This window comes from Burkholderia sp. IDO3, assembly GCF_003366075.1.
Lineage (GTDB): Bacteria > Pseudomonadota > Gammaproteobacteria > Burkholderiales > Burkholderiaceae > Burkholderia > Burkholderia anthina.
In genome coordinates this window covers 2,507,194-2,519,070 of the sequence record NZ_CP028963.1, presented here as the reverse complement: position 1 = coordinate 2,519,070, position 11,877 = coordinate 2,507,194, and the positions used below count along the sequence as shown (strand labels likewise).

Sequence of the window (11,877 nt, the reverse complement as noted above, 5' to 3'; positions counted from 1 at the left end):
GTCGGAATCCGGGCGGAGAGTCGGGTCCGTGCTGTCGCGGACGCCGTTTTGGATATGGGCGCGGAGTATAGCGTAAACGAGAATCATTGTCGTTTGATAATGAGACGTGTCTCTATTTGGGAAAATCGTCTCGAAATGGTGTGTCGGGCGGCGCGACGGGAGGGGGAGCGGGAAGGGCGGCTCGTCGCGCCGAAATCCGGGTGGCGGACGGATTCGCCGCCGCGTGGTCACGAGATTCGGCAGTCATGTTTCTTATCGAACGTTCACCGTTCGGCCGGCAAGCGCGTGGCGCGGCAATCGTGCGATCATTGAACGCGTCGATTCCTGCCTCGCCTCGCGAACCGGCCGGCGCAGCCCCACCGCCGAAACGACGCGCATGCCGCCCGCACGAATCACGAATCCCTTTCACAACGCCCGCCCGCTCATGACGATCCCCGCACTGCTCGCATTTGCCCTGATTCTGTCCGTCGGCGTGGCGACGCCCGGCCCGACGGTGTTGCTCGCGATGAGCAACGGTTCGCGCTACGGGTTGCGTCACGCGATGGTCGGCATGCTCGGTGCGGTGACGGCCGACGTGGTGCTGGTTGCGCTGGTCGGGTTCGGCTTAGGCGTCATTCTCGAAGCGTCCGAAACCGCGTTCGTGACGCTGAAGCTGCTGGGTGCCGCGTGGCTCGCGTACGTCGGCATCCGGATGCTGATGTCGAGCGGCCGTGCGCCTGCCGCACAGGAGCCGGATCTCACGACGCCCGATCGCCGGACTGCCTTCCTGAAGAGCTTCTTCGTCGCGATGAGCAATCCGAAGTACTACCTGTTCATGTCGGCGCTGCTGCCGCAGTTCGTCGACCGTTCGCATGCGGTCGCGCCGCAATACGCGATCCTCGCGGCGACGATCGTCGCGATCGACGTCATCGGGATGACCGGCTACGCGCTGCTCGGCGTGCATTCGGTGCGCGTCTGGAAGGCGGCCGGGGAGAAGTGGCTGAACCGGGTCAGCGGATCGCTGCTGCTGATGCTCGCCGGGTATGTGGCGTTGTATCGGAAGAGCGTGAACTGACGACACGCCGATGCATCGGGAAAGCGGCACGCCGCGGCCGGCATCGTGCCCGCTCGCGTGTTGAAGGACCTGCCGACGTTGCACGCGCGATGCACGGTCGATGCGGTGTCCGCGTCATGCATGTGTGCATGACGTGACGTTACGTGCCGTGCCGACGTTCCGTGGGCATCGACTGACGGCGCAATTTCACGATTCGTGACCGGTTGAGGTTGCGCGTCCCATCCCCGCCGGTCTGTTCCACGTGCAGGCCCGATAACCCGCGGTCGATCGGCGCGGGCATCCGTCGACGGCATCCAGGTCGTCCGGAATCTCCGGAAATCCGATTATTTCAACTTCATTTCGCATTGATCCGACATGTAAGCCTGGACGCGCCGGAATCCCGCGCGGCAGCCGGACATGGCCGCAGGCGCGGCATTGCGTGGCCGAGGCATCGACGTGTCTGATTACAAAATGAATGGAATTTGAAAGAATTCGATCCCTTGACGCCATGCGGCCACGGCATTTATTGTCCGTCTGCCGCCCGTGAGAGAGCACGACGGCAATCGGATGCGCGCCTCGCGCGCACGACAACACGCAGCAAAAGCAAAAAAGGAAACGTGGCAGCCACATGAAACCGCTATTCGATGACAAGAAATCCGATGCGGTCAGCGATCGTCCTTCCACCCCGTCTTTGTCCCCCGTCGCGGTTCCTGTCGCCGCCGTCGCGCCGGTCGCACCCGCGCCGGAGAACGTGCGCCTGATCACCGTCGACGAGATCGACCAGCTCGGTGCGGCGCAGGGCACGCGAATCGCCGCTTTCTCGCAGCAGATTCTCACGAGCGTGCGCGCGTCGGATGCCGACCAGTTCGGCGACAAGCTCAACGAGCTGATCGCGACCGCGAAGGGGCTCGACCCGCGCGGCGCCGACAAGGGCGGGCTGCTCACGCAGGTCACGCGGCTGTTCCGCTCGACCAAGGAGAAGCTGCTGTCGCAATACGAGTCGGTGAGCAAGCGGATGGATACGCTCGTCGTCGAACTCGAGACGCATGCGCAGCGCCAGAAGGCCGGCATCGACGAGCTCGAGCGCATGTACAACGACAACTACGCGCTGCACCAGGAGCTCGCGCAGGCGAAGGCGCTCGGCGAAACGGCGCTCGCGGCGCTGCGTGCGCATCTCGCGGCCGGCCAGCAGCCGGCGGACGATGCGTTTGCCGCGCAGCGCCTGCTCGACGTGAAGCGCAAGGTCGACGCGCTCGAAAGCAAGCTCGACGATCTCGACCGCGCGATGCTGATGTCGAAGCAGCTCGCGCCGCAGATCCGGATGGAGCAGGACCAGAAACGCACGCTGACGTCGAAGTTCATGACGATCAAGACGGTGCTGATTCCCGCGTGGACCAACGCGTTCGCGCTCTACCTCGAGCAACTCGGCACGAAGCGCGCGGCGGCGCTCGCGAACGCGACGTACGACGCGGCCGACGAGGCGATTCGCGCGCAAGCCGACCTGAATCGGCAGAACGCGCAGGAAGTCGCGAAGCTCGGCCAGCGCCCGGTGATCTCGACCGACACGTTCGAATATGCGCAACAGCAACTGTTCGGCGCGTTCGACGACATCACGCAGATCATCGCCGACGGCAAGCGCCAGCGCGAGCAGGACGCACCGCGCCTGCGCCAGCTCGAGCAAGACCTGATCACCCGATTCGCTCCGAAGCACCATTGAGGAACACCGCATGATTACGCTTGAGAAACGCGCGGCGAAGGTCGCGATCGTCCTCGAAAAACGCCAGATCCTGAAGCCGCCCGTCGTGCGCGTCGGCGCGGCGCTCGACATCTCGGGTTCCGCGAAGCCGCTTTACCAGTCGGGCGTGATCCAGGAGACGCACGACCGGATCCTCGGCATTGCACTGAAGTTCGACGACAACGGCGAAGTCGACACGTGGACCTTCACCGAAGGCTACGACCGCCTGCCGACCGCGACGCCGGAAAACTACGGCTCGTACATTTCGGATCACGTGCTCGAAGCGCGGATCGACAAGTGGGGCGGCACGCAGTATGCGCCGGTGATGAACGACATCGTCGACTTCTTCTTCCGCGCGCCGGAGCCCAGGCGCGAAGAAAAGCGCGGCTTTCTGAGCCGGCTGTTCGGCGGTGCCGAAACCGCCGCCCCGGCCGCGTCCGCACCGGTGAACGGCGATCTGCCCGCATGGGTGCTGTTCGTCACCGACGGCCAGAACCCGAAGAACGACCGCAAGCGCGTACGCCAGCTGCTGGCCGAGTCGCAGCACTTCCCGCTGTACTGGTCGCTCGTCGGTGTCGGCGATCCGAGCGAATTCGATTTTCTCGCGGAAGTCGCGGACGAGATGCCGAACGTCGGCTTCCTGCATCTCGAATCGCTCGACGTGAGCGACGAACACATTTACGAACAACTGATCACGCAGGAATTCTGCGACTGGGTGCGCGCGAAGTAAGCGCAGCCCGCACGCCCATTTTCCGGAACCCCATACCCCAATCATGTTGAAAGACTTCAAGATTCCGCTGTCGCTCACGGTGATCGCGCTGGTTGCCGCCTATCTGCTCGGCGGCGTGAAGGACATGCTGATCGTCGCGGTCCTGTCGGTACTCGAAATCTCGTTGTCGCTCGACAACGCGGTCGTCAACGCCTCCGTGCTGAAGAACTGGTCGGAGAAGTGGCGCAACCGTTTCATGGTGTTCGGCCTGCCGGTCGCCGTGTTCGGCATGCGGCTCGTGTTCCCGCTGCTGATCGTCGCGGTGATCGGCCACATCGGCCTGTGGGACGCGCTGACGCTCGCGATCGAATCGCCCGGGAAGTACGCGGCGGTGCTGACCTCCGCGCATCACGAGGTGTCGGCGTTCGGCGGCGCGTTCCTGCTGATGGTGTTCTTCAAGTTCATGCTCGACACCGAGAAGGACGAACACTGGATCGGCTTTCTCGAAGGCCCGATGCGCCATCTCGGCCGCATCACGGCGCTGGAAGTGGCGCTGACGCTCGCGATCGTGATCGTCGCGTCGTTCTACGTGCCGGCCGCGGAGCAGGTGAGCTTCCTGCTCGCGGGCGCGTTCGGCGTGATCGGCTTCGTGATCGCGCACGGCGTGGGCGACCTGGTCGGCGGCGAGGACACGGGCACCCGCGTGGTGCGCGAAGGTGTTGCTGGTTTCCTGTACCTCGAAGTGCTCGATTCGTCGTTCAGCTTCGACGGCGTGATCGGCGCGTTCGCGCTGTCGAACAACATCTTCCTGATCGCGCTCGGTCTCGGCGTCGGCGCGGCCTACATCCGGGAGATGACGCTCGTGCTGCTGAAGAAGGGCACGCTCGCGCAGTACCGCTATCTCGAACACGGCGCGTTCTGGGCGATCGGCGCGCTCGCGGCGATCATGTTCCTCGGCGTGAAGTTCGACGTGCCCGAAGTCATCACGGGCCTGATCGGCGCGGCGATGATCGCGGCGGCCGTGTGGTCGTCGATCATCGTGCAGCGCAGGGAAGACCGGACTGCGGTGGCAGGCGAGTAACGCAGCACGCACCACATCAACCAGGGGCCGCGCGGTGCGGCCCGGCATTGCCGCCGGCACAACGGCGGTTCCAGCAGAAGAGGTTCAGATGATCAATTTGTCGAAAGGCGGTCGCGTCAACCTGTCGAAGGAAGCGCCCGGCACGCAGAAATTCCGCATCGGTCTCGGTTGGGACGCGAACGCGACGGACACGGGTTCGGATTTCGATCTCGACGTGTCGGTGTTCCTGTGCAAGTACGACGGGCAGAGCAATCCGAAGCTGATCTCGGACCAGCACTTCGTGTTCTACAACAGCGAAGTGCGCACGATGGAGCGCAAGGAAACCTTCATCCAGCCGGGCGACGATTTCCCGAAGCGCGGGATGCCCGCCTCGAAGTGCCTGGGCGTCGTGCATAGCGGCGATAACCGCACGGGCAGCGGCGACGGCGACGACGAGGTGATCTTCATCGACGTGACGAAGCTCGCGGCCGACGTCGAGGAAATCTCGGTGGTGGTGACGATCGACCAGGCCGAAGCGCGCCGCCAGAATTTCGGGCAGGTTCGCAACAGCTACATCCAGATCGCGGACGAGGTGTCGGGCGCGGTGATCGCGAAGTACACGCTCGAGGAAGACTTCTCGATGGAGACGTCGGTGCAGGTGGGCAGCTTCTATCGTCGCGACGGCCACTTCATGTTCAAGGCGGTCGGCGCCGGCTACAACCGTGGCCTCGGCGATTTCGTGCGCGCGTACGGCGGCGCGGTCTGACTGGCGGCAGCCCGGCCGGCGCGACTGCGCGGCGCCGGGCAGCAAGCATCGATGACGAATCCGTCCGACGAGCCGAAGCGGCTCGAGTTCGATACGACGCCCGAGCGCACGCCCGGGCGTCTTGCGTTCGACACGCCGGCGGCGGCCGGTGTGCCGGCCGCGCGTGCGCCCGAGCGGCCGGCGCCGCAGGCGCTCGACCTGGGGCCGGCGCCCGGGCAGGCCGCGCGCGCGGCGCCTGCCGATGCGCTGGGCCGCGCGTTGTTCGGCGGATCGAACCATCCGCAGCTCGAAGCATGCTTTCGGGCCGCGCAGGCCAGCTTCCCGAATCTCTATCCCGATTACGCGCCGCGCATCGAGCGGCATATCCGGCAACTGGTGCCGCTCAAGCTCGCGACGGTCGCGACGATCGGCGACGGGGCGCTGGAGACGGCCGGCAATCTCGTCGAAGCCGTCGCGGCGACGACGCGCGAATTCAACGAACTCGGCGCGGCCGACATGATGGCCGGGATGCTCGCGCAGGCGACGCGCAAGGCCGGCATGCTCGACCGCTGGTTCGGCGCGGCGTCGGCGCACGTCGACTACCGTGCGGCGCTCGGCGCGCTCAAGCAGTCGCTCGGTTTTTTCCCGCGGCGCACCGAGGAACTCGCCGCGAAGGTCCGTCATGCGGAAGAAAACCTCGTGGTGGTGCTCGCGGCGCTGAGTGCTGTGTCGGACGTCGTGCGCGCGCCGGATGACGCCGGTATCGAGCGCACGCTGTTCGACCGTCGCAACATCGTCGGGCAGGCTGTCCAGCAGATCCGGATGCAGCCCGCGCAACTGCGCGGGCTCGACGAGCGCGTGACCGATCTGCTGTCGCGCGCCGATCACCTGATGAACGTCGTGCTGCCGGCTGCGCTGGCGGCGCGGCCGCAGCGCTGAGCAAACGACACGAACCGCACGCACGCGCGCGCCGGTGCGCGCGTTCGCGGCGCGACGCGTACGGCAGCACGCCGTTTCGCGTGGACCGGCGCGATTCTGCTATCTTCCGGGGCATCTCACTGCTTCCCCGTCTCGCCATGACCGACCGCATCGTTGCCGCCTTCGATTTCGACGGCACCATCACGACTACCGACAGCTTCCGTCATTTCGTCCGCTACGCGGTCGGCACGCCGCGTTTCGCATGGGCCGGCCTGTGCGCGCTGCCGTGGATCGTCGCGATGAAGGCGGGGCTGCTGTCGCGCGGCGACGCGAAGGCGAAGTTCGCCGGGTTTGCGTTCGGGCCGATGCGCGAGGACGCGCTCGACACGTTGGCGCGCCGGTTCGTCGACGGCTATCTGCCGAACCTCGTGCGTCCGGACATGCTCGAGCGGATTCGCGAGCATCGGGCGCGCGGGCACGAAGTCGTGCTGGTCAGCGCGTCGCCGTCGCTGTATCTGGAGAAGTGGGCGACGACGGCCGGCATCGACACGGTGCTCGCGACGCGCCTCGCGTTCGAGCGTGGCGTGTTCACCGGACGGCTGAACGGCGAGAATTGCTGGGGGCCGCAGAAGGTCGTGCGCTTGCGCGGCTGGTGGGGGAATCAGCCGCCCGCGAAACTGTTCGCGTACGGCGACAGCCGCGGCGACAAGGAAATGGCCGAACTCGCGAACTGGGCATGGATTCGCGGACACGGCCCGATGCCGGCGATCGGCGATTGATCCGGTGAAGGGGGCCGCGGCCGTGTGCGTTATGCGTCGGCCTGCTGCGCGCCACGCGTACCGCGATACGGTTGATAAGCACCCCAGCGATTCGCGCGCCTGAACGTGCCGACGTCGTTGAACCGCACACCGACTTCACGCAGCGCCGCATGCGCGGTTCGCGCGGTCAGCTGGCGGATGTAGAACGGATCGCGCACCACGAAGTGATGGATTGCGTGCGTGCTGCCGAAGTTAAAGCAGAACAGCTGGAACGGCAGCATCCACCACGGGTTGAGCACCTGCGTCTGCTGGATCACGTTGCGCGAATCGATGTCGCCGAAATAATGGATGTTCGAGCTGACGAAGTTGATGCAGAAGCTGCGCACGAAGTTCGGCCCGAGCCACACCACCGCGAGAAAATCGACGACGCTCATCACGTGCCCGACGATCGGCGGCACGTTCGGTGCATGGCCGAACGCATGCAGCGCGAACAGGCCGGCGTGATAGACGATGAACGCGTGCCACAGCGCGTAGTACGCGTGACCGATCGGCATGTACGACGACACCTGTTCGACGCGCAACTGCGCGCGCTCGGCCGCATCCTGCACCGGCTGCGCGGCGACGTACTGCTTGACCTTGCGGCGCATCGCGTCCGGCCGCAGCACGACGGCGAGCATCCCGTCCGCGATCATCAGCAGCCGCTTCACGCCCCAGCGTTCGCCGTTGGTGATGCCGAATTCCTCGAGATCCGATTCGCCGCCCGACACCTTGTGGTGATGCAGGTGCATGCGCCGACGCGTCCACGGGTTGATCGTGCCCGGCCGCGTGAGCCAGCACAGCGCCATCATCAGGTGATAGGCCCACGGCGTCTTCTTGAAGTACATCAGGTGGATCAGGTCGTGCTCGAGCTCGTGGATCAGCGACGTGACGAACGCGGCAAGCGGCAGCGCGACGTACCACGCGATCGCGCCGCGCGCATACAGCCACGCGATCGCGAGCATCGCGCTCACCGACACGGTCATCACGGTCGCACCGACGACGTTCTGGCGGTCGAGCAGCGGAAAACGCGCGCGAAGCGCATCGCTCGCGGCGTTGACCTCGCGGCGGACGTACGCGACCTTGTCTGCGTCGTTGCGAAAGACGGTTCGTGCGGGTTGGCTCATCGAGCGGAATCCAGGGGAAAGAGTAGGGCGCAATGCCGATGTGACAAGCATAGGCGCGCCCCGGAGCGCACGCGAGGGCCGCCGGTGCCAATGATGGTGTCATTTCGGGCCACCTTGGCCGATGCGCCGGCGCCCTGGCCCGCGCCGCGCGGCTAGAGTGCCGCGGGGGTGTCATTGCGGGCCAGCGACGCTACAATCCGCCGAAACCGCTCCGGAGTCCGCCGCATGGCCCTGTCCGTCCCGGATGCCGCGCGCCAGTTGAACAAGGCGACGGTATCGTCCGCGTATGCGCTGTTCATGCTGATGCTCGCCGAGGAGCGCGGCATCGAGGCGAGCCGCATTCTCGCCGGCTCGGGCGTCGCGCGCGAGCGGCTCGCGCAGCCCGATGCGCGCATCACGCCGCTGCAACAGGCGGCGATCGTATTCAACCTGCTCGATGCGACGGGCGATCCGTCGATTGCGATCGAGATCGGCCTGCGCAGCAGCCTCACGAAATCCGGGTTGATCGGCTTCGGGCTGATGAGTTGCGCCACGCTCGGCGAGGCGATCGCGCTCGGCATCCGTTACTTGCCGACCCGTGTGCCGTTCTTTTCGGTGCGGCTCGCCGAGCTCGACGGAATCGTCGACATCGACGTGCTGGAGGCATTTCCGCTCGGCCGGCTGCGCCAGTTCGCGATGGAGAACTTCCTGGTCGAGACGGCGATCCTGTTCAATTCGCTGCTCGATCCGGCGCCCGGGCGCACGCTGCAGTCGCGTGCCGAACTGCACTTCGAATGGCCGGAGCCGCCGTGGTTCGAGCGCTATCGCGTGCGGCTGCCGCGCTGTCATTTCGACGCGAGCGCGAACCGCATCCGCTGCGACGCCGCGCTGCTCGACGAGCCGATCGGCACCGCGAACGCGCAGACCGCGCAGATGATCGTCCAGCAGTGCGAGGCCGAGCTCGCGCGGCTCGGCTATGCGGAAAGCATCGTCGAGCGCGTGCGCAACCTGCTGATCTGCGGGGAGGCCGGTTATCCGTCGGTCGACGACGTCGCGCGCGAACTGCACGTGTCGGCGCGCACGTTGAAGCGCAAGCTCGCGGAGTTCGGCGCGACCTATTCGACGCTGCTCGACGAAATCCGGCTGCGCGACGCGCTCAGGTTACTCGAGGGCACACGGCTGCCGGTCGACGAGATCGCGGCGCGGGTCGGCTATACCGACCGCGCGAATTTCACGCGGGCGTTCAAGCGCTGGACCGGCGTGGCGCCGAGCGAACGGCGCTGAAGGCGAAGAGCCGGCGAGCGGCGCGGACCGGTATCGCTCGCGAGGCCGGTGCCGATCAATCGATCAGACGATCGCCACCCAGTTCGCACCGCGGCCGCCCGGTACGCGCGCATGCGGCGTCAGCACGCCGTCGTCCGGCGCGATCGCGTACACCGACACGTATTCCGATTGCTCGCCGCACGCGACGAGCCAGCGTCCCGACGGATCGATCGTGAAGCCGCGCGGCTGCGTTTCGGTGGTCGTCGCGTGCGCGGGTTCGAACGTGCCGTCCGCATTGCGGCGATAGCAGAGCAACTGGCTCGACGTGCGTTCGCTGACGTACGCGAAGCGCTCGTCGGGCGTCAGGTGGACGTCGGCGGCCCAGACGGAAGGCTCGACCGGCGCGGGCGGGCGCGCATGGCCTTGTGCGAGGCCGGCGACGGCAGGGTGGCGCGCGCTCACGCGTGCATCGCCGAGGCGGCCGCTGTCGGCGTCGCGCGGGAACGTGGCGAGCGTCGCGAGGAATTCGCTGACCACGACGAGCGTACGGCCGTCGCGCGCGAAGCGCAGGTGACGCGGGCCGAAGCCGCCCGGCACGCGCGTTTCGCCGTGTTCGTGCGCGCGCAGGCCGCCGGCATCCTCGACCAGCGCGAACGTGAAGATCCGGTCCGAGCCGAGCGAGCTCACGTAGGCAAACCGATTGTCCGGCGACACGACGACCGCATGCGCGTTCGCGATGCCGTCCGCGACCTGCAGCGGCGCGCCGTCGCCGTCGCGCATGCGCGCGGCGTCGTAGAGGCTCAGCGAACTGCCGCCGTACGACGCGCCGAGCAGCCACCGGCCGCCGCGATCGAGCGACAGGTACGCGTGGCTCGCGTCGATCGCGGTCGTGCCGATACGCGCGAGCGCACCGGTCGCGGCCGCGACGCGGAACGCGACGATCGTCGGTTGCTCGCCGCGCGTTGCGACGTAGAGCCGCGCGCGATCGGGCTGCACGGCGATCGGCATCGCGACGTCGCCGGCCGGGTAGCGGGCGAGCGGCGCGAGCGCGCCGTCGGACGTGAGCGAGAACGTGGCGAGGTCGCCGTCGGCGGCATTCGAGACGACGACGGTCAGGCGGTCAGTGTTCGGCATGGCGGAGCATTGCGGTGTTCGTGAAGGAATCGTCGGCCGGCAGGCCGCGCGGCGGATCGCCGCGCCGGTGCGTGCGCGCGAACAGCGCGGCGACCGCGGCGACGACGGACGCGATCGCGAGCGCATACAGGCCGCCCGTGATCGAACCCGTATGTTGCTTCAGATAGCCGAAGGCCGTCGGCGCGACGAAGCCGCCGAGGTTGCCGATCGAGTTGATCAGCGCGATCACGGCCGCGGCCACGCGGGTGTCGAGGTAGCCCTGCGGAATCGGCCAGAACAGCGACGACGCGGCCTTGAAGCCGAGCGCGGCGAAGCAGATCGACACGAACGACCAGACCGGGTCATGCGACGTCGACGCGAACAGCCCGCACGCGGCGAGCACGAGCGCGAACGACAGCCAGCGCTGCGGATGCTTCCATTTCGAGGACAGCACCGCGAAGCCGTACATCGCGCCGATCGCGATCATCCACGGAATCGTGTTGTACAGGCCGACCTGGAAATCGGTGAGGCCGCCCATCTTGCGGATGATCGTCGGCAGCCAGAAGGTGGCTGCGTAGATCGTCAGCTGGATCGCGAAATACAGGAAGCAGAACAGCACGATCTGCGGGTCGCGCAGCAGCGTGGCGGCCGATACGCGCACGGTCGAGCGCCCGTCGCGGATCGCACGCTCTTCGTCGAGCGCGTTCTGCAGCGCCGTGCGTTCGTCGGCGGTGAGCCACGTCGCGTCGCCGATGTGCGATTTCAGCAGCAGCCAGCTCGCGCCGCACAGCGCGACCGAGAACATCCCTTCGATCAGGAACATCCACTGCCAGCCCTGCAGGCCGAGGCCGTGGACCGACAGCAGCGCGCCCGTCACGGGGCCGGACAGCACCGACGCGAACGCGGAGCCGCCGAGGAAGATCGCCATCGCCTTGCCGCGTTCCTGCGGCGGCAGCCATTGCGACAGGTACAGCACGACGCCGGGGAAGAAGCCGGCCTCGGCCGCGCCGAGCAGGAAGCGCAGCACGTAGAACGACGTGTCGTTCCATACGAACGCCATCGCGGCCGCGACGATGCCCCAGGTCGCCATGATCCGCGCGAGCCAGAGGCGCGCGCCGTAGCGTTGCATCAACAGGTTCGACGGCACTTCGAACAGCGCGTAGCCGACGAAGAACAGGCCGGCGCCGAGCCCGTAGGCGGCCGCGCCGATACCGATCGACGCCTCGAGGTGGCGGTCGACGAAGCCGACGTTGACGCGGTCGATGTAGTTCGCGATGAACATGATCAGCACGAGCGGCAGCACGTGCCACTTCACTTTCGAGACGGCGGACGCGAGCGGGTCGCGGCCGGACAGGGCAGGCGAGGTCAACGGAGTCTCCGGTCGGGCGGCGAACGGGGCGG

11 protein-coding genes are annotated in these 11,877 nt (G+C 66.9%); 8 read left to right on the top strand and 3 right to left on the bottom strand.

Annotated features, from left to right (window positions below):
* Window positions 1-424 precede the first annotated feature (424 nt).
* The 7 genes from DCN14_RS26375 (at window position 425) to DCN14_RS26340 (ending at window position 6,979) form a co-directional block, all read left to right on the top strand.
* Entirely contained in the window at window positions 425-1,054 is a 630-nt protein-coding gene (locus DCN14_RS26375; RefSeq protein ID WP_096509026.1) for a LysE family translocator, read from the top strand.
* Between the two features lie 607 nt (window positions 1,055-1,661).
* On the top strand, window positions 1,662-2,750 hold the full coding sequence (locus DCN14_RS26370; RefSeq protein ID WP_096509027.1) for a toxic anion resistance protein: 1,089 nt from the start codon (window positions 1,662-1,664) through the stop codon (window positions 2,748-2,750).
* 10 nt (window positions 2,751-2,760) lie between these two features.
* On the top strand, window positions 2,761-3,498 hold the full coding sequence (locus tag DCN14_RS26365; protein WP_096509028.1) for a VWA domain-containing protein: 738 nt from the start codon (window positions 2,761-2,763) through the stop codon (window positions 3,496-3,498).
* Between the two features lie 43 nt (window positions 3,499-3,541).
* Entirely contained in the window at window positions 3,542-4,558 is a 1,017-nt protein-coding gene (locus DCN14_RS26360) for a DUF475 domain-containing protein (protein WP_096509029.1), read from the top strand.
* Window positions 4,559-4,646: 88 nt separating this feature from the next.
* Window positions 4,647-5,303, top strand: coding sequence for a TerD family protein (locus DCN14_RS26355; RefSeq protein WP_096509030.1), 657 nt, complete (start codon window positions 4,647-4,649; stop codon window positions 5,301-5,303).
* A gap of 51 nt (window positions 5,304-5,354) precedes the next feature.
* Window positions 5,355-6,221: a hypothetical protein gene (locus tag DCN14_RS26345; RefSeq protein ID WP_162826246.1), complete on the top strand. Its 867-nt coding sequence runs from the start codon at window positions 5,355-5,357 to the stop codon at window positions 6,219-6,221.
* Window positions 6,222-6,358: 137 nt separating this feature from the next.
* Window positions 6,359-6,979: an HAD family hydrolase gene (locus DCN14_RS26340; protein ID WP_096508665.1), complete on the top strand. Its 621-nt coding sequence runs from the start codon at window positions 6,359-6,361 to the stop codon at window positions 6,977-6,979.
* A gap of 29 nt (window positions 6,980-7,008) precedes the next feature.
* Here the strand turns inward: DCN14_RS26340 and DCN14_RS26335 are convergent, their stop codons facing one another.
* On the bottom strand, window positions 7,009-8,121 hold the full coding sequence (locus tag DCN14_RS26335; RefSeq protein ID WP_096508664.1) for a fatty acid desaturase: 1,113 nt from the start codon (window positions 8,119-8,121) through the stop codon (window positions 7,009-7,011).
* A 225-nt stretch (window positions 8,122-8,346) separates the two neighbouring features.
* On the opposite strand from DCN14_RS26335, the gene DCN14_RS26330 reads away from it, so the two are divergent.
* Complete coding sequence (locus DCN14_RS26330) at window positions 8,347-9,384, top strand: AraC family transcriptional regulator (RefSeq protein WP_096508663.1); 1,038 nt, start codon at window positions 8,347-8,349, stop codon at window positions 9,382-9,384.
* A gap of 63 nt (window positions 9,385-9,447) precedes the next feature.
* On the opposite strand, the gene DCN14_RS26325 is transcribed toward DCN14_RS26330, so the two are convergent.
* Both DCN14_RS26325 and DCN14_RS26320 read right to left on the bottom strand, forming a co-directional pair.
* Window positions 9,448-10,497, bottom strand: coding sequence for a beta-propeller fold lactonase family protein (locus tag DCN14_RS26325; protein ID WP_096508662.1), 1,050 nt, complete (start codon window positions 10,495-10,497; stop codon window positions 9,448-9,450).
* A complete protein-coding gene (locus DCN14_RS26320) occupies window positions 10,484-11,845 on the bottom strand; it encodes an MFS transporter (RefSeq protein ID WP_096508661.1) in 1,362 nt (453 codons plus the stop codon). The genes DCN14_RS26325 and DCN14_RS26320 overlap by 14 nt, the downstream gene beginning before the upstream one ends.
* Between the last annotated feature and the right edge of the window lie 32 nt (window positions 11,846-11,877).